Below are 16319 nucleotides of genomic sequence, written 5' to 3'. Positions count from 1 at the left end.
CCGGCCCGCGAGGGTGCCTGCCCAATGCCGGAAGGAGGCGGACAAACCCGCCCGGACGCACGGCCCCCCCTCCCCCGCGCCGCAGCCGCGCATTGCCCGTAGCCGTCCGGCATGGTAGGATTTATCCATGCCAGTGAACAACACCGAACCGCTCTCCGTGTACCGCGCCGGACCGGGCTACGCCCGCTGCCTGGCGGAGATGATCGTCATGGCCTCCCGGGGACACAACCGGCGGGGCTACCTGGACCGGCTGCTGGACATGCCCGAGGAGCGCATCATCGACGTGCTGGCCGCCCTGGCCATGCACCCCGGCCAGCTCTGGGGCCGCATCGACAACGCCTTCGTGGCCCTGGTGGACGGGGTCTGCTCGGGCATGGCCACGGCCCGGGAGGCCGCGTCCATGGGCGAGTTCCCCTTCTCGCGCGAGGCCTTCGAAGAGGTCGGCGCGCGCCTTAAGCTCGCGCCCGAAGCCGCAGCCCAGGTTCTCGAGCGCCAGGACGAGCTGGCCGGGCGCTTCGAGGCCTCGCGCACGCGCTTCGCCCCGGGCACGTGGCTGGTGGAGTACGTGGCCGTGCGCCGGGAGAACCGGGCCGGGGGAGTGGCCAGGGGGCTCATGGAGCGCATCGCGGCCGAAGCGGCCGCGGCCGGGGGCAAGGGGCTGGAACTTTTCTGCGAAATGGGCAACGTCCGCGCGGAGCGGCTCTACGCGTCGCTCGGCTTCAGGCCCGTGTGGGAATACCGGTATCCCGGCGAACTGGCCGGGCAGGGACAGGGCATCAGGCGGCTCCGGCGAGAACTGGCCTGAGCGGGCGCCGGAGGCGGCCCGAAGGGGCGCTCAGTCCGGCTCGACGGCCCGGGGCGCCTGGCCGTTCTTCTTCCTGGAGCGGGCCTTGGCCGCGTCCATGAAGCTCAGGCAGCGCCAGGGGAAAATCTCCCTGGCCTTTTCCACGGCCGAGGACTCCACGGCCTCGTACCACTGGCCGAACTTCTCCATCAAAAGCCGCCCGGCCGGGGTGAGCACCTGCCCGCCCTTGCGGCTTCCGGCCTGCTCGATCAGCTGCACGCCCAGCACCTTCTCGGTCTTGCGCATCTTGCCCCAGGCCGCCCTGTAGGACATGCCCAGGTGCTCGGCGGCCTTTTTCAGCGAGCCGAAGCGGTCCACGGCCTCGAGGAGCATGCCGCGGCCGGTGCCGAAGAACATGCCGTCCTCTGTCTCGAGCCAGAGGCGCAGCCGGACCACCGGGGGATTGACCCCGTAGGAGTCCTCCCCGCCATCGTCCGGCTGGCTGCCGGAAAGTTCTGAATCGTTTCTCTCGTGAGACATGGGCGGGAAGCACATTAACAAATCCCGCGCCGCTTTGACAGCCCCTCAGACCCTCCCCGTGAGCCTGCGCATGGCAAGCCCCTGGATTTTCTGGATGGCCGCGCATCCGGCCATGAGCATGGGGCTCAGCCCGAGCACCCAGGCCAGGGTGGTCCAGGCGCGGGCCTCAAGCACGCTCAGTTCGAAGAGCGCAAGGTAGAAGAGCGGTTCGAAGAGGTAGACCGGTAGCGAATGCCTGCCCAGGAAGGCCAGCGCGCGCCCGAGCGGAAGCGTCTGGCCCTTGGGCAGAGCCAGGAACGCCCGGAAGAAGAGCTGCCCCCCGGCCACGCACAGCACGGTCAGCACGCCCGAGGCCCACGCCGCGCCGTGCCCCTCGAGCCCCGGGAAGAGCGCGGTCCAGCGTTCGGGAAAAGGGTCCTCCGGCAGCCACGGGGTGACGGCGGCCAGCGCCCTGCTCCCCTGCATGCCCGTGACCACGAGCATGCACAAAAAGCCCAGCGTGCACCACGCCGCCCCGGCGCGGGCTAGGAAGGCGTCGGCGGGCCTTGGGCGCGCGGCGGCCAGCATCCCGAGGTGAAAGAGCGCCAGGTGCGTGCCGTAGAGGTTTCGGTACACGAACTGGCCGAGCATGCCCGAGCGGTCCACGTCGCCCGTGGTGGCCAGCACGGCCGCGTTGAGCACGGCCCAGCCCGCCAGGGGGGCGAGCCGCACGGCCGGGTTCGGGGAGAACGCGGCCGCGAAGCACAGCGGAGCCGCCACGTAGCATTGCAGGGCCTGGCCTATGGTCCAGTACGGGCTGTCCACGCCGAGAAACTGCCACCAGGCGACCTCCCTGCCGAAGAGCAGCGCAATGAGCGCCACTGCCAGCACGTACTGCGGGTACAGCCGCGCGAGCCTGTCGCGCCAGAAGCCGCCCAGCCAGGACACAGGCCCGGCGCTCGCCCCCAGGCGGCGCGAGAGCGAATGGAACATGCCGTAGCCGCTGGCCAGGAAGAAAAGCGAGACGGCCACGTTGCTGTAGCCAAGCAGGCTTCTGTCCTCCACCCAGCACACGGCCCGGAAGTGCGAGGACAGGTAGACGGCCATGGCCAGCCCCTTGAGCACGTGCAGGGGGTTGGGGGCGGATGGTTGCGGCAGGGCCTTTGCGGCCGGGGGATTTTCGATGGGCATGAACGCGGCTCTCCTGCGTTGCTGGGTGAGGGCCGTCTCTGGGCCGGCGGGGGCGCGTCCGTGGCCTGAACACGGACGCGCCCGCTGGTCACCGGTTCGATAGGAGATGGAGACGGATTAAATGAAAATGAGAATCGTAATCAATTAAAATAACATTTCGGCCTTCAAGATGAGAACAGGGAGGAATAAGCCGGACGGGCCAGGGGAAAGCGGGAACAACAAAGGCAAAAGGCATGGCGCTGCTCGATGTGGGTGGCGTTCCGGAAAGCAGGCGCGCGGGGAGTTGCCCGCGCATCACGGACAGACTGTCGTCCGTGCGCCGCGCAAGGTTACGCCTGGGCGCGCTCCGCCCGGAATTTTTCGCTTCCCGCAAGGCGGGCATCGATGAAGCGCAGGAAAAAGCCTCTCCCCTTTTCCGTCGTTCGCGACGGGAGGAGGCTTTTTCCAGCGGGGCCGCAAGAGAGGCGGACGTGCCCTGCCCCGCCCGGCGCATCATGCGGGCGGAGGTCAGCGGCGGGGGAAGACCCTGCCCACCGCCCAGGCCTCCACCTTGCCAGCCAGGGAGCAGGCCCAGAAGAATGGAGGCAGCGCCCCCAGGTAGGCGAAAAGCGTCGGCCACTGCCTCGGGGCGATCAGGCGGGCCTTGATGAGCAGGGCATACAGCGCGGGTTCGAAGAGGTACACGGCCAGCGAGTTCCGGCCCAGGAAGGCGAGCGCGCTGGAATCCGCCCCCCTCGCCGGGGATGCGGCGAACGCGGCAACCAGGGCGGCCGAGACGCCCATGAACGCGCACTCCCTGACCATGGGGGCCCAGGGTCCCGCCCATGAGGAAAAGAGTTCCGAGACCGCGGCCCAAGCAGCGCCCAGGCAGGTCCCGCCCAGCAGGGCGAACGCCAGCGCGCCGCCCCCGGCCGAGGGCCAGCGGCGCGCCTCCCGCGCGGGCGCGGCGAGCATGCCCAGATAGAAAAGGGCCACATGGGCGAAGTACAGGCCCCGGTACATGAGGTTGTCCCCGGCCAGGCTCCCGGGCTGGGGGATGGGCAGCGTGGCCCCCCAGGCGTTCGCAGCGGCGAACAGGGCCAGGGGGGCCAGACGCGCGGCGTGGCCGGGGCTGGCGGCGAATGCGCGCAGAAGCGGCGCGGCCAGCCAGCATTGCAGGACATAGCCCACGAACCAGAACCGCGTGTCCAGGCCCAGCCAGTGCCAGGGTTCCGGCCGCAGGCCGTAGAGCAGCCATTGCAGGGCCAGGGCCAGCCAGAACATGGGGAAGACGCGCACGGCCCTGTCGCGCCAGAACCCCACGGCCATGGCAGCCTTCCCGCCCGGCCGAGCAGCACGCCCGTCCAGGGAACACCGGGCGCCGAGCCCCGAGGCCAGGAAGAAAAGGCCCACGGCCGCGTTGCCGTAGCCCTCAGCCACTGGGTCCCCCGCCCAACAGACGACGCGGAAGTGGTAGGCCATGAACAGGAGGATGCCTGTTCCCTTGACCACGTCCAGGGGGTTCACGCCGCCCCCGAAACGCGCTTGCGCGGCCATGGCCTCAGCGCGCCGCGATGGCTGCGTCGAAGAACTTGCCCACCCCGTACTCGCGCCGCCTGAAGAACTTCTCCGGGTCGGGGCCGATTATCTGCATTTCCGGGTGGATGCGCTGTACGTCCAGGGCGATGTTCATCTCCTTGGTGCAGCCCGTGGAGAACGTGGCGTCCTTGCCCGCCCAGACCGGGGGCACGGTGCGGCCCATGAGTTCGAAGGCCATCTCGATGTCCTGGCTGGTCTGGAAGCGCCAGACGTTGATGTAGCCCGAGCGCTGCACCTTCTCCCACATGAACATCAGGTCGTCGGCGTCCATGCCCTCCTCGAAGTGCTCGGCCGGGTTGACGATGTAGGTCCCGGCCAGGCGGGCGCGCAGGTGCTTGACGATGGTGTTGAGCACGGTGATGGCCGTGTCGGTCTCGTGGGGGATGGAGCCCACGATGGCGGAGTAGAACATCACGGTCTTGCCAGAGGCCTTTTCCGCGCGCATGCGCGAGATGATGGCCTCGGCCTTGGCCGTGATCTCGGGCTCGGTGAAGGTGCGCAGCCCCGACGGCTTGGGCTTGTAGCCCACCTGGAGCCCGGCCTTGCGGTCGCGGTGCACGCAGACGATGTCGCGGGTGAAGCGCGTGCCGGTCATCATCAGGCGGCGGTGGTTGAACTCGCCCTTGGCGATGATCAGGTCGCATTCCTTCCAGGCCCGGGCGAAGGTCACGCTGGTCTTGTAGAGGTTCAGGCGCTCGCGGCTGCCGTCGGAGATCACCAGGAAGGGCGTCTCCTTGATGGCCTGGAGCAGCGCGTTCTTGCCCGCGCGGTTGTCGCCGAAGATGCGCGCCCCGAACATGGCCAGGTATTGGGCCAGGGCCGGGTCCTCCTCGGCGTCCCAGACGGTGGGGCACTCGAAGAAGAAGCCCTCCTTCAGGGCCATGATCACCCTGTGGCCCATGCGCAGAAGCGCCCTGGCCACCAGGATGTCGAAGAGGAGCCCGCCAGCGCTGTCGGGCAGGTAGAGAATCTTCATGGACTTGGGCCGCCCCGGGTCCAGAAGCCGCCTGAGCGCGTCGAACCCGGCCTGTCCGGTGACCTCGGCCTCGATCTCCTCCGGCCCGGGGGCCGCCTGCTCCTGCTCCCAGAGGCGGCTCCAGACCGACAGGCACAGCAGGCGCGAGATCTCCAGCATGTCCAGCTCGAAGCGCATGTCGCGGATGGTGGAGCAGTTGGTCACGGTGCCGGGGCAGGTGTTCAGGGCCGCGTCCATGGCGTGGGTCTCCATGAACTGGCGGGCGCGGCGGTTCATCACGCGCTTCTGCTCGCGGAAGGGGTCGTCCTGCCCGGCCTGGGCCATGAATATGGTGGTCAGGCGCTTGAGCAGGCGAGAAGGGATCATCACGGGCGCGTTCACGGCCTGGCGGTACTTGTGGTCGCACAGCGAGAGGATCATCATCTTCTCGTACTGGCCCGGGCAGTGGTTCTCGATGAGCTCCAGCACCTGGCGCCAGACCACGCCGTAGGCCTCCATGAGCGCGGGCTCGTTGTGCTTCTCCAGCAGGTAGCCGAGCATCTGGTCCGAGCAGGGAACGTAGATCTCGTCCGGGCCCAGCGCTGCCATGAAGCGGATCTGCTCCGGCGTGGCGTTGCGCGAGGGGTCGATGGAGTACTCGATGTGGTTCTCGCTCATGAAGTGGACGATCCAGGCGTCCAGGAGCGGGTCCTTGCCGTAGCGCAGTTCCGAGGGCGAACCGATGGAGGGGAGGTTGACGGGGCTCATCGTTCCCTGATGAATCCTTTGTCCAGAAGCTTGTTGAAATAGGAATGCCTGCCAGCGGCCACCAGCCCCAGCGGCTGGGGGGCGCGGCGCACGCGGACCCAGTCCCCGGGCTTGAGCGGGAAGGTGGACTGGCCGTCGCAGGTGAGCACCACCTCGGCGGTCGCCTCCTCCACCACCATGTCCAGGGGCCGGTCCGTGGGCAGGACCATGGGCCTGAAATCGCACAAAAACGGGCAGATGGGCGTTATCGTCAGCACCTGGAGGTCCGGGTGCACCAGCGGTCCCCCGGCGCTCATGGAGTAGGCCGTGGCCCCGGTGGGGGTGGCCACCACCATGCCGTCGGCCCGAAACCCGCCCAGGCGCTCGCCGCCGTAGGCCACGCCCACCTTGATCAGCCTGGCCATGGAGCCGCGCACCACCACGTCGTTCACCGCCGCACTGTGGAACACGCGCCTGCCGCCCCGGGCCACCTCGCAGGAGAGCATGATCAGCCTGGCCACGGAGAAGCCCTTGACCACCACGAGCTCCAGGGCCTCGCGCCAGTCCTCGCCGGTGAGCTGGGTGAGGAAGCCCAGGCGGCCCAGGTTGATGCCCAGCAGCGGCACCGAGAGGGGGGCGAGCTTGCGCGCCACGCTGATCATGGTGCCGTCGCCGCCGAGCACCACGGCCAACTGCGGCTTCTCGCCGCGCTCCACCAGGCAGAAGGCGTCGGCGCAGCCCTCCTGGTCCGTGCGGTTCTCCACCACGCGCCCGGAAGCGCCGACCGACTCGAGCCACGACAAAAGCTGCCCCGCCATTTCATGGGCGGGCGCGTCCAAGGCCTTGACCACCACGAGAACTTCGCGCACTGCTGGCTGCATTGCGGCTGTCTAGATGAATCCGTGCCGGGCTTCAAGCCGTATCGGCCGCCGCCGCGCTTTTCGGCCCGCCGCTTTTTTTCCCGCGCGGCCCTAAAGTCGGCCCGGGTTTCGGCCGATAGGGTTCGTGACGAGCGAGGAGAATCGATCAATGGCCGCCAACCCAGCCTTACTGCGCAACATGCTCCGGACCTACGGGAGGCAGATCACCACCTCCCGCAGGCTCGCGCGCTACCGGCGCACGCTCCAGGCCGCGGGGACGCAGGACCAGGTCGAGATCTCCCGCGAGGCCAAGCGCCGGGAACTGGTGCACAAGGTCACCGCCGAGATAGTGGAGAGCCTCATCGTCACGGGCTCGGAAAACCCGGTGGTGGCGGACATCAAGAAGGACCTGGAAGCCGCCTTCAGGACGAAGTTCCACTTCGCCTACCCGCCCGAGGACCAGGATTTGCAAATCTTCAAGGTCCTGGGCGCGAACGAGGCGGTGGAGGTCACCGGTCCGGAACGGGTGCGGGTGCTGGAGACGCTCTGGCGCATCGCGCTCGAGAAGGTTGACGAGACGATGCTGTAGCGGACGACGGGTCCGCTTTGCATGGACGCCGGCAGGACGGCCGCCTGGGGAGACGGCCTCATCCGAGCAAGGAGCCTGACCTGGCGTTCCGGCGGGTTCGCCCGCCAGGAGGGGAGCATGGACATCAAAAAGATACTGGGAGGTTCCAACCCGTACGTTCAGTCCAAGGTGGAGAAAGGCGAGGACTCCGAGGCCGTGGCGAAGGCCAAGGCCAAGGCGAAGAGCCAATCCTCCTCCGGGGACAGGGTATCCGTATCCTCCGACGCCAAGCTGGTGGCCGAGGCCGCCAAGGCGGCGATGGAGTCGCCCGAAGTCCGGGTGGACAGGGTGGAGGCGCTGCGTGCGCAGGTGCAGTCGGGCAACTACAATCCCGACCCACGGCGCATCGCCCAGAAACTGGTGGAAAGCGACCTCGACTTCCTGCGTTAAACCCAAACCAGCCGCGTCGCGGCCACGAATAACAGTCCCCCCTCGCCGGGCGGCGGAAAAAACCGCCCGACCGGCGAGGTGTTCGTGTTTGCGCCCACCGGGAAACCGGGGTGTGGATTTCCGCGCGGTTATGCCCTAGACTGCGTGGATGCCTGATTCCCAACGCCTCGACCCGGCCCGCTCCACCGCGCGCCTGCTGATCACCTGTCACGACCGGCCCGGCATCGTGGCCGCCGTCACGCAGTTCATCTTCTCCCACGGGGCCAACATCACCCAGTTGGACCAGCACTCCACCGACCCCGAGGGCGGCACGCTCTTCATGCGCCTGGAGTTCCAGACCCCGCACCTGGACCTGGGCCGCGAGGCCCTGGAGGCCGCCTTCCAGAAGGTGGTGGCCGGCCCCTTCGGCATGGACTGGGCGCTGCGCTACGCCTGGCCGCCCAGACGGCTCGCCGTGATGGTCTCGCGCCATGAGCACTGCCTGATGGAGCTTCTGTGGCGCTGGTCGCGCGGGGAGCTGCCTTGCGAGATCGCCATGGTCATAAGCAACCACCCGGACCTGCGCGAGCCCGTGGAGCGCTTCGGCGTGCCCTACCACCATGTCCCGGTCCCGCCCATGGACGAGGCGGGCAAGGCGAAAGCCGAGGAAGAGGCCCTGGGGCTCATGCTGGGCAAGGCCGACGGCGTGGTTCTCGCGCGCTACATGCAGATCCTCTCGCCGGATTTCCTGGCGCGGATGCCCGGGCGCGTGATCAACATCCACCACTCGTTTCTGCCCGCGTTCGTGGGGGCCGACCCGTACCGCCAGGCCTTCGAGCGCGGCGTGAAGATCATCGGGGCCACGGCCCACTACGTGACCCCCGAACTGGATGGCGGGCCGATCATCTCCCAGGACGTGGCCCACGTGTCGCACCGCCACGGCGTGGAGGAGCTCAAGGAGCTCGGCCGCGACCTGGAACGCCAGGTGCTGGCCAGGGCCGTGCGGGCGCACCTGGAGGACAGGATCATCGTCAACGGAAACAAGACGGTGGTGTTCTAGGCCGGTCCCTGCGGCAGGCTCTTTTCCTTCGCTTCACAAACTAAAACTCCGGTGCGGCGTGACGCCGCACCGGAGCTTATCTTCGTTCTGCCGATCTTTCCGGCTACCGGCCGCGCGAGTGCGGCAGCTTCACCGGATCGAGCCCGGAGAGCTTCTCCATGAGCCGCGTCACCCTGCCCGCCTCGCCCAGCCTGGCGGGCGGCCCGGCCTCCCCGCCCTGGGCCGTCGGCGCGGCGAGGCCCGCAAGCTCCCTGGCCGCGTACTTCCGCCCTCCGCCGCCTTCCCCGTGCAGATCGTCGATGAGCGCGCGCAGCACCTGAGCCTGTTCCGCCAGCTCGTTCACGGCCCGGGTCGCGAGCCCCATGGCCTGCGACGTCTCCTCCGAGATCACGTTCACCTGCTCGATGGACCTCCCGATCTGCTCGCTGGCCGCGGACTGCTCCTCCGAGGCCGTGGCGATGGAGCGCACCTGGTCCGTGACCAGGTCCACGAGCTCCATGATCTCGCCGAGCGACCTGCCCGACCCCTCCGAAAGCCCGGCCGCGTGCCCGATCAGGCCTACGGAGCGTTCCACGTTGTCCACGCTGGCCTTGGCGCTCTGCTGGATGGCGCCGATGGCCTCGCCCACCTCGCGGGTGGCCTGCATGGTCTTCTCGGCGAGCTTGCGCACCTCGTCGGCCACCACGGCGAAGCCGCGCCCGGCCTCGCCCGCCCGGGCGGCCTCGATGGCCGCGTTCAGGGCCAGGAGGTTGGTCTGGTCCGCTATGTCCGAGATCACCGTGAGCACGCGGCCGATGTCGCGGGCCTGGGAGCCCAGGCGGTCCATGTCCTCCTTGAGCCTGGCGGACTGGCCCTGCACCTCGCGCATGCCCTCCAGGGCCTCGTTGACCACGCCCGCGCCCTCGCGCGCCTTGGACTTGGCCGTGTCGGCGGTCTGGGCGGCGTGGGCCGCGTTGCGGGCGACCTCGAGCACCGTGGCGCTCATCTCCTCCATGGCCGTGGCCGTCTCTGAGACGCGCTGGGCCTGGGACTCGGCCCCCCTGCTGGACTGCTCGATCTGCACGGAGAGCTCCTGGGAGGCGGAGCCGACCACGCTGACCACGCCCTCGAGCTTGGACGCGGCCTGGAGCATGCCCTCTCTCCTGGCCTGCTCGGCCTGGAGCCGGGCCTCCTCGGCCTCGCGGCTGGCCTGCCCGGCGGCCTGGGCCTTCTGCTCGGAGTCCTCGGTCTTGCGGCGGATCTCCTCCATGTTCCCGCCCAGCACCTCGGCCATGGCGTTCAGCGAATCGAGGATCACGCCCATCTCGTCCGGCCTGGAGTGCGCGACGCGGTGGGCGTAGTCGCCCTGCTTGATGCGCTCCAGGAAGGCGCTGACCGCCTCCAGGGGCCTTATGATCACGCGCATGGAGAATATCCGCCCCGCCAGGGCCAAAAGCCCCAGGCTGAGCGCCGCGAGCAGAGTGAGGTTCAGAAGAGTGGCCCGCACCGGGGCCTCCACCTCGGCGCGGTCGATCACGCCCAGGAGCTTCCACCCGGACTTGGGCGAGGCCACCACCGCGCCCAGGTAGTCCTTGCCGCCCGAGGCGAACTCGAACCAGCCCTCGCCCAGGGCGGAAAGCTCCCGCACCGGGCCGGTGGCCTCGGCGGCCTTCTTGAAGTTGTTCTTCTCGTCGGACGGGTCCGCCAGGACCACGCCGTCGCCCTGCACCAGCACCAGATAGCCGCTCTTGCCCAGCTTGATGGACTTGGTCAGGTCCGTGAGCTTCTTCAGGGAGATGTCGATGCCCAGAACGCCCAGCGCCTCGGAGCCGCGCGTCACGGTGCGCGTCACGCTGGTGACGGCCTCGCCCGTGGTGGACATGTAGGCCTTGGACATGGAGGGCCTGTCCGTGATGGGCAGGGCCTCGACGTACCAGGGCCGCTTGCGCGGGTCGTACCCGGCGGGCATCTCGGAGTCCTCCAGGGCGCTCACGAAGGCCCCGTTGCGGTTGCCCGCGAAGACCTCGACGTAGGCCGGGTGCGAGCCCTGCACGGCCTGGAAGAGCCTGACGAACTCCCTGCCCGCCTCGTCGCCCTCGTCGGGCCTGGCCTTGCGCGGCGAGGTGGTCTTGGCGTGGCTGGTGGTGATCTCGTCAAGCCTTGCCGCCAGGGGCGTCCTGGCCATCATGTCTGCGTTCATGCGGCTCTCGTCGAGAAACAGGCTGATGGCGGCGTCCACCTGGGAGAGCTCGCCCAGGGCCGAGCGCCGGGCCGACTCCATGGCCTGGCTCATGAAGTTCACGGCCACCACGCCGAAGATGGCCACCATGATCACGGTGATGACGGCCAAAAATCCCGCGAGCAGCTTCGTCTTGATCGACAGTCGCATGAAAGCCCTCCCAAGGGGTGTGACGGGGCGGACACCCGGCCCTCCCCGGCGCGCACGCGCGCAAGGCGGGACATGATCCATCATCTGCCATACTCGCCCGCGCCATACAACAGGATTCGGGCGGTTTCGCGACGGGGCGCGGCGGCAAGGAGTTCCCGGTTCACGGGCATGATGAACTTGAGGGTGAAGGGCCGGTTGGCCAGGGCCAGGACCGCCCCGGCAAGGTTCGGCCAGCCCCGGGGGGGACGCGCGGCGGACGCGGGCGAAAAAAAGGCCGGGCCCGCGAGGGCCCGGCCATGACAGGCTGGTCGATCCCGGACGCGCGCCCGGGCTTGGGATACGAAGGATCAGTCCTTGGGGGCGTCTCCGGGCTTGTAGTGCACGGGGTACTTGGCGTCCACCTGGGGCACCTGGAGCCCCACGCGCGCCTGGAGGTTGATGACCACCGGCCCGGTGAGGTTGAGGGTTGTCTCCTCGGGCTTGCCCGGCGGGATGGTCACGGTGACGAGCACCAGCACCTGGCGGATGTTCTCGATGCGCAAAAGCTTGCGCTCGGCTTCGCCCACCACCACGTCGTAGTCGCGGATGAAGCCGTAGGGGTCGGCCACGAGCAGGCCCAGGCGGGGGTCGTTCATGCTTTGCAGGATGAGGAACGGCGAATCGTCCCGGATCTGCACCAGGGTGAACTCGCGCTCGTGCTCGAAGCCGATCACGCCACGGGGAAAATGCAGCACCCGTTCCGGCGGAATGGTCAACTGCCCGAGGCGGCTGTTGATTACTCGGTCTTGGATTTTTGCCATAACGCCGCCGCAGCGAAAACGTCTTCCTGGTCAGCTTCCAGAGCCATGCGGTTCTGCTCCAACACCCTCAGATACACTTCTTCCCTGTATACCGGCATCTCCTGGGGTACTTCCAGGCCGATCTTGATCTGCTTTCCCTGCACCCCAAGAACGGTGATCTTGATTTTGTCGCCCAGGTGGATGGACTCCCCGGGGCGGCGCGTAAGTATGAGCATTCCCGCCTCTTATTCCTGCCGATGCCGGGACACCCTAGTGCGGGCCCGGATGGTTGTCAACGCATGCCTTCCTTTAGAGGTAATTCATGAGGCTCAAGTTCATGATCATGGAAGTGGATTTGAGCACCGACTGGTACGCCAGCTGCTGCTGGGCCATCCTGGTCATCAGCTCGGTGAGGTCCACGTCCTCCACGCTGGAGAGCTGGTCGGTCTGGTTGTACTTGAGGTTGTCGAGCACGCCTTCGGCCACCAGGAGCCTGTTCTCGCGCGCGCCCACGTCGGCGGCGTAGTTCAGGATGGTCTGGCTCGAGGAGCGCAGGTCCGCCAGGCACTGCTGCACGCCGGACTGGTTGTTGGTCTCGAGGAACCCCACCAGCTTGCCCACGGTCTCGAAGAGGTTCGTGGCCCCGGAGCTCCCGGCGATGACCACGGGCCTGGCCGAGTTGCTGGCCGGGTCCTGGTAGACGCCGCCGAAGACGTTCTTGCCGATGCCGTTGACCACGATGCGCTCGGTGGGGGAGATGTCGAACCCGATGAGCGCCTTGCGCGGCCGGACGATGAACATGTTCCCGGCCTGGAGCTGGTTGCCGCCGTTGGCCGAGAGCGTCAGCACGCCGCCGGGCAGGTTCAGGCTGGCCATGTTCGCGTTGGCGTCTGGCGTGGAGGAGTTGGAGAGCTTCCAGGTCACGCCGCCGTCCAGGCTGTAGGAGTAGCCCACGTTGGAGGCCAGCGACCCGGTGGTATCGACGCGCACGATGACGTTGCCCGGGAACACGCCCCTGGCCGAGCCCGTGACGGTCGCGCCCATGCCCTGCAAGGGGTCCACGGCGATGCTGTCCTCGTCGTCGCCCACGTAGCGCGCCGTGGGCCTGATCCACATCCAGGTGCCGGTGGTGTCGTTGGTGTTGGTGGCGCTTGTGGCCCGCACGGTGGTGTTGCGGTCGAGCTCCAGGGACACGCCGCCGAGGGAGAGCTGGAACCTGTCCGGCGAGCCCGGGTCGGCCACGGTGCCCTGGTTCCAGGTGGTGCCGCCGTCGGTGGAGTAGCGGTAGCGCGTGGAGGCCGAGAGCGGCCCGCTGTCCAGGTACTGCACCAGGGTGGTGGACTCGGTGAAGCCGTTGATGCGGAAGCCCGCGTTGGAGACCACGTTCTCCTGGTTGGTGGTCAGCCAGAGGCTCTCGGCGAAGGGCTGGACGTCGGTCTTCTGACCCGAAAACAGCGCCTTGCCGTCGAATTTCGTGTTGCCCATGGCCACCAGCTGCTTGAACAGCTGGCGCGCCTCGGCCGCGATCTGGGCGCGGTTGTCCGCCGTGAGCGTGCCCGTGGCGCCCTGCTCGGCCAGCTCCTTCAGGCGCGTGACCACGGTGTTCACCTGCACCAGCGAGGAGTCCGCGAGGTTCAGCCAGCCCTTGGCCATGGAGATGTTGGTCTCGTACTGGTCGATGGCCGAGAGGTTGTCGCGGTAGCTCATGATCCGGCTCATGCCCACCGGGTCGTCCGAGGGACGGTTGACCTTCTTCTGGCTGGAAGCCTGAAGGTTGGACTCCATCATCTGGGCCAGCGAGGTGTTCATGTAACGCACGCTGGAGGAGTAGATCATCTGCTGGGAGACGCGCAAAGCCATGGCGTCCTCCTTTTACTGCTTGAGCCCCAGAAGTGTCTGCCACATCTGGTCCGCCGTGGAGATCATCTTCGCCGCGGCCTGGTAGGAGTGCTGGAACTTGACGAGGTTGGACATCTCCTCGTCCAGGTTCACGCCCGCGACTTCCTGCTGGCGGGCGTTCAATTCCTTGGCCAGGGAGTTCTCGAAGTCGTAGTTGAACTTGGCGTTCTCGGTGTCCACGCCCACCACGCCCACCAGGCTGTTGTAGTACTCCTGGATGGACTGGCTGGTGGGGGCGTCGAAGGTGGTGCGGATGGTCACCTGCTTGGTGCGCAGCCCCGCGATGGAGAGCGCCGTGATGTTGTCGCCCTTGTTGGCCTCGCCCGCGCCGTTGATGTGGCCTGCGTTGATGTAGTCCGAGTCGGAGCCGCACTTGGGGTTCACGATCATGGTCCGGGCGTTGTCCCCGGCGAAGAACGTGTTCACGCCGAGCGCCGCCCAGAGCCCGGTGGCGTCCGAGCCGAAGCCGAAGTTGTAGCCGGGCTTGGCGTCCACCTGGAGTTGGTTGTTCACCACGGTGGCCGTCAGGAAGTTGCCGAAGGTGCCGTTGATGGCCGAGGCCACGTCGTTCAGCGTATGCTTGGACGGGTCGAACAGCTGCAGCCCGGCGGCCGAGGAGTCGAAATCGACGAAGCTGTTGGAGACCAGCTGCCCCGTGGACGAGTTGTACACGTAGAGCATGGACGCGCCCGCCGACAGCTTGGAGGAGAAGGTCAGGCCCGAGGAGTCAGAGCCCAGGGCCACGTCCGCCGAACGCACGGAGTAGGTGCCCGTGACGTCGGAGAACATCTTGAGCCCCGCGCCCTGGCTGTGGATGCGGTTGGTCTCCCAGATGATGGACTTGGCGAAGGAGTCCAGGCGCTCCTTGTAGCGCCCCACGTTGTAGTCGCGCAGCTGGAAGTAGCCCGCCAGGCTGCCCCCGGTGACGCGCGTGGTGTTGTCCTGGCCGTTGAAGAACGTCTGGGGGGTGATGTTCACCGGCGTGGCCGCCGACTGGTACCAGAAGAGCCCGGACTTGGGCACGATGGTGAAGGTGTCGCCCGCCTGGAGCGTGCCGGTGGGGGTCACCCCGCTGTTGGAGGCCTTGCCGAAATAGATCTGCAGGTTGCCCGCCGTGACGGAGAGCTCGTCCGGCCTGGCGTAGAAGGTCTTGACGGCCCCGGAGTCGCTGCGCAGCCAGGTCACGCCGCCGTCCAGCGACACCTGGAACTGGGCCGCGCCCGCGCCCGAGGACACGTTGCCGCCCTGGACCACGCGCACGGTGTACTCGAAGTTATCCGAGCCAGAGAAGTAGACGTTGCCGTCGAAGCTCGACCCCGGGTTCAGGTTCTTGATGACCTTGTTGGACTCGAGCTTCACCTCGTAGTAGTTCACGCCGTCCACCAGAGTGTGCCCGGCCCTGGTCATGATGGAAATGTTGCCGCCGCCGTTGTCGATGGTGGTGATGTCGATGATCTCGGCCAGGCGGCGGATCTTGCGGGCGCGCTCGTCGTAGAGCCCGTTGGCGTTGTTCACGCCCGGGACGTCGTGCACGGCCAGCTGCTTGTTGATGTCGGTGATGTCCTTGAGCAGCCCGTTGAGCTCGTCCACGTCCTGGGCGATGTAGGCGCTGGCCTGGTTCTCGATGGTGGTCATGTCCGCCGAGGCCTGGCGCAGGATGGAGATGAGCGACTGCGTGTCCGAGAGCACGTTCTGGCGCTGCGGGTAGCTCGACGGGTCCAGGCTCAGGTTCTGCCAGTCCTGGAAGAACTTGGTCATGGCCTGGGACACGCCGTCGGAGTTGGCCTCGTTGTACACGGCCTCAACGGTGCGCATCATGTTGTAGAGCGCGGAGTAGCGCTCGGCCGAGGAGGACTTGGTGTTGTAGGCGCCCTCGATGAACTCGTCGAACATCCGCTGGATTTCCGACACCTTGACGCCCGTTCCCAGCTGGCCCGGGTTGTAGTCGAGGTAGAGGTCGTCCTTGAAGACCACGCGCTGGCGCGAATAGCCCTCGGTGTTGACGTTGGCTATGTTCTGGCCCGTGACCTCGATGGCCACCTGGGAGGCGTTGAGCGCCTTCTGGCCGATATTGAGAAGCGATGAGATGCCGGGCATTTACAGGGCCCCCCTCAACACGGCCGGGGCGGGCTTGGCCTTGGCGAACACGCCGCGCGGACCGTAGGATTCCTTGGTGGGCGTGAGCTGCTTCTTGAAGAAGTCCACGTAGCCGCTGGACTGGTCGAACAGGGCCAGGGCCAGGGTGTAGCTCTTCTCGGCCTGCTTGGCGCAGACCTGCTCGAGCTTGTCGATCTTGCTCAGCAGCTCGCGCGCCTCCTCCCAGCGCTCGCCGAACGCGCCGGCCAGGTCGGAGAGCCTCGCGGCCCTGGGGTCCATCTCGTTCATCATGCGCCGCGCGCCCTTGCGCTCGACCATGATCTGGCGCATCAGCTCCTGGATGGAGAACTCCACGGCGCCCACGGACTGGGGCCGGAACTCCTTGAGATGGGAAAACTCTTCCTCCTGAAGATAATTGAGCACCTTCAGGGCCTGATACTGGCGGGTAAGATTTTCCAGGATGCGCTGGGTCATGGCTTTCTCCC

15 protein-coding genes are annotated in these 16319 nt (G+C 67.5%); 4 read left to right on the top strand and 11 right to left on the bottom strand.

The window, feature by feature from the left end; all coding sequences use genetic code 11:
- Window positions 1-127: 127 nt before the first annotated feature.
- Window positions 128-805 carry an N-acetyltransferase family protein gene (locus ACZ5V4_RS15770; protein ID WP_464315827.1) on the top strand — a complete coding sequence of 226 codons (678 nt, stop codon included), beginning with the start codon at window positions 128-130 and terminating at the stop codon, window positions 803-805.
- A gap of 30 nt (window positions 806-835) precedes the next feature.
- Here the strand turns inward: ACZ5V4_RS15770 and ACZ5V4_RS15765 are convergent, their stop codons facing one another.
- The 5 genes from ACZ5V4_RS15765 to ACZ5V4_RS15745 form a co-directional block, all read right to left on the bottom strand.
- On the bottom strand, window positions 836-1324 hold the full coding sequence (locus ACZ5V4_RS15765; protein ID WP_464315826.1) for a winged helix-turn-helix domain-containing protein: 489 nt from the start codon (window positions 1322-1324) through the stop codon (window positions 836-838).
- Window positions 1325-1369: 45 nt separating this feature from the next.
- Entirely contained in the window at window positions 1370-2494 is a 1125-nt protein-coding gene (locus ACZ5V4_RS15760) for an acyltransferase family protein (RefSeq protein WP_464315825.1), read from the bottom strand.
- Between the two features lie 507 nt (window positions 2495-3001).
- Entirely contained in the window at window positions 3002-4030 is a 1029-nt protein-coding gene (locus ACZ5V4_RS15755) for an acyltransferase family protein (RefSeq protein ID WP_464315824.1), read from the bottom strand.
- Between the two features lie 4 nt (window positions 4031-4034).
- Window positions 4035-5795, bottom strand: a complete 1761-nt coding sequence (locus tag ACZ5V4_RS15750) for an ARMT1-like domain-containing protein (protein WP_464315823.1) — start codon at window positions 5793-5795, stop codon at window positions 4035-4037.
- Window positions 5792-6643: an NAD(+)/NADH kinase gene (locus ACZ5V4_RS15745; RefSeq protein ID WP_464315822.1), complete on the bottom strand. Its 852-nt coding sequence runs from the start codon at window positions 6641-6643 to the stop codon at window positions 5792-5794. Before ACZ5V4_RS15745 ends, ACZ5V4_RS15750 begins: the two co-directional genes overlap by 4 nt.
- Before the next feature lie 160 nt (window positions 6644-6803).
- On the opposite strand from ACZ5V4_RS15745, the gene ACZ5V4_RS15740 reads away from it, so the two are divergent.
- The 3 genes from ACZ5V4_RS15740 (at window position 6804) to purU (ending at window position 8691) form a co-directional block, all read left to right on the top strand.
- Entirely contained in the window at window positions 6804-7223 is a 420-nt protein-coding gene (locus tag ACZ5V4_RS15740) for a DVU0524 family FlgM-associated protein (RefSeq protein WP_464315821.1), read from the top strand.
- Between the two features lie 117 nt (window positions 7224-7340).
- Window positions 7341-7652 carry a flagellar biosynthesis anti-sigma factor FlgM gene (gene flgM, locus ACZ5V4_RS15735; protein ID WP_464315820.1) on the top strand — a complete coding sequence of 104 codons (312 nt, stop codon included), beginning with the start codon at window positions 7341-7343 and terminating at the stop codon, window positions 7650-7652.
- Between the two features lie 148 nt (window positions 7653-7800).
- A complete protein-coding gene (purU, locus tag ACZ5V4_RS15730; protein ID WP_464315819.1) occupies window positions 7801-8691 on the top strand; it encodes a formyltetrahydrofolate deformylase in 891 nt (296 codons plus the stop codon).
- A gap of 103 nt (window positions 8692-8794) precedes the next feature.
- Here purU and ACZ5V4_RS15725 read toward each other — a convergent pair whose 3' ends face one another.
- The 6 genes from ACZ5V4_RS15725 to flgN all read right to left on the bottom strand — a co-directional run bounded on the left by ACZ5V4_RS15725 (window position 8795) and on the right by flgN (window position 16308).
- Window positions 8795-11059, bottom strand: coding sequence for a methyl-accepting chemotaxis protein (locus ACZ5V4_RS15725; RefSeq protein WP_464315818.1), 2265 nt, complete (start codon window positions 11057-11059; stop codon window positions 8795-8797).
- A gap of 347 nt (window positions 11060-11406) precedes the next feature.
- Complete coding sequence (gene fliW, locus ACZ5V4_RS15720; protein ID WP_464315817.1) at window positions 11407-11859, bottom strand: flagellar assembly protein FliW; 453 nt, start codon at window positions 11857-11859, stop codon at window positions 11407-11409.
- Entirely contained in the window at window positions 11835-12074 is a 240-nt protein-coding gene (csrA, locus tag ACZ5V4_RS15715; RefSeq protein ID WP_464315816.1) for a carbon storage regulator CsrA, read from the bottom strand. Before csrA ends, fliW begins: the two co-directional genes overlap by 25 nt.
- Window positions 12075-12147: 73 nt before the next feature.
- On the bottom strand, window positions 12148-13698 hold the full coding sequence (gene flgL, locus ACZ5V4_RS15710; protein WP_464315815.1) for a flagellar hook-associated protein FlgL: 1551 nt from the start codon (window positions 13696-13698) through the stop codon (window positions 12148-12150).
- 12 nt (window positions 13699-13710) lie between these two features.
- Window positions 13711-15834 (bottom strand): flagellar hook-associated protein FlgK, encoded by a 2124-nt coding sequence (gene flgK, locus ACZ5V4_RS15705; RefSeq protein ID WP_464315814.1) that lies wholly within the window; start codon window positions 15832-15834, stop codon window positions 13711-13713.
- A complete protein-coding gene (gene flgN / locus ACZ5V4_RS15700) occupies window positions 15835-16308 on the bottom strand; it encodes a flagellar export chaperone FlgN (protein WP_464315813.1) in 474 nt (157 codons plus the stop codon).
- Window positions 16309-16319: the final 11 nt, after the last annotated feature.

It is taken from the genome of Fundidesulfovibrio sp. YSD1 (assembly GCF_055397115.1).
Note: the sequence above shows the minus strand (reverse complement) of the source record. Positions and strands in the feature narration are given on the sequence as shown.

What these genes read in the sequence shown, in the direction of transcription:
- ACZ5V4_RS15770 (WP_464315827.1), top strand. Translation starts at nt 128, where the DNA reads ATGCCAGTGAACAACACCGAACCGCTCTCCGTGTACCGCGCCGGACCG.
- ACZ5V4_RS15765 (WP_464315826.1), bottom strand. Translation starts at nt 1,324, where the DNA reads ATGTCTCACGAGAGAAACGATTCAGAACTTTCCGGCAGCCAGCCGGAC.
- ACZ5V4_RS15760 (WP_464315825.1), bottom strand. Translation starts at nt 2,494, where the DNA reads ATGCCCATCGAAAATCCCCCGGCCGCAAAGGCCCTGCCGCAACCATCC.
- ACZ5V4_RS15755 (WP_464315824.1), bottom strand. Translation starts at nt 4,030, where the DNA reads ATGGCCGCGCAAGCGCGTTTCGGGGGCGGCGTGAACCCCCTGGACGTG.
- ACZ5V4_RS15750 (WP_464315823.1), bottom strand. Translation starts at nt 5,795, where the DNA reads ATGAGCCCCGTCAACCTCCCCTCCATCGGTTCGCCCTCGGAACTGCGC.
- ACZ5V4_RS15740 (WP_464315821.1), top strand. Translation starts at nt 6,804, where the DNA reads ATGGCCGCCAACCCAGCCTTACTGCGCAACATGCTCCGGACCTACGGG.
- flgM (WP_464315820.1), top strand. Translation starts at nt 7,341, where the DNA reads ATGGACATCAAAAAGATACTGGGAGGTTCCAACCCGTACGTTCAGTCC.
- purU (WP_464315819.1), top strand. Translation starts at nt 7,801, where the DNA reads ATGCCTGATTCCCAACGCCTCGACCCGGCCCGCTCCACCGCGCGCCTG.
- ACZ5V4_RS15725 (WP_464315818.1), bottom strand. Translation starts at nt 11,059, where the DNA reads ATGCGACTGTCGATCAAGACGAAGCTGCTCGCGGGATTTTTGGCCGTC.
- fliW (WP_464315817.1), bottom strand. Translation starts at nt 11,859, where the DNA reads ATGGCAAAAATCCAAGACCGAGTAATCAACAGCCGCCTCGGGCAGTTG.
- csrA (WP_464315816.1), bottom strand. Translation starts at nt 12,074, where the DNA reads ATGCTCATACTTACGCGCCGCCCCGGGGAGTCCATCCACCTGGGCGAC.
- flgL (WP_464315815.1), bottom strand. Translation starts at nt 13,698, where the DNA reads ATGGCTTTGCGCGTCTCCCAGCAGATGATCTACTCCTCCAGCGTGCGT.
- flgK (WP_464315814.1), bottom strand. Translation starts at nt 15,834, where the DNA reads ATGCCCGGCATCTCATCGCTTCTCAATATCGGCCAGAAGGCGCTCAAC.
- flgN (WP_464315813.1), bottom strand. Translation starts at nt 16,308, where the DNA reads ATGACCCAGCGCATCCTGGAAAATCTTACCCGCCAGTATCAGGCCCTG.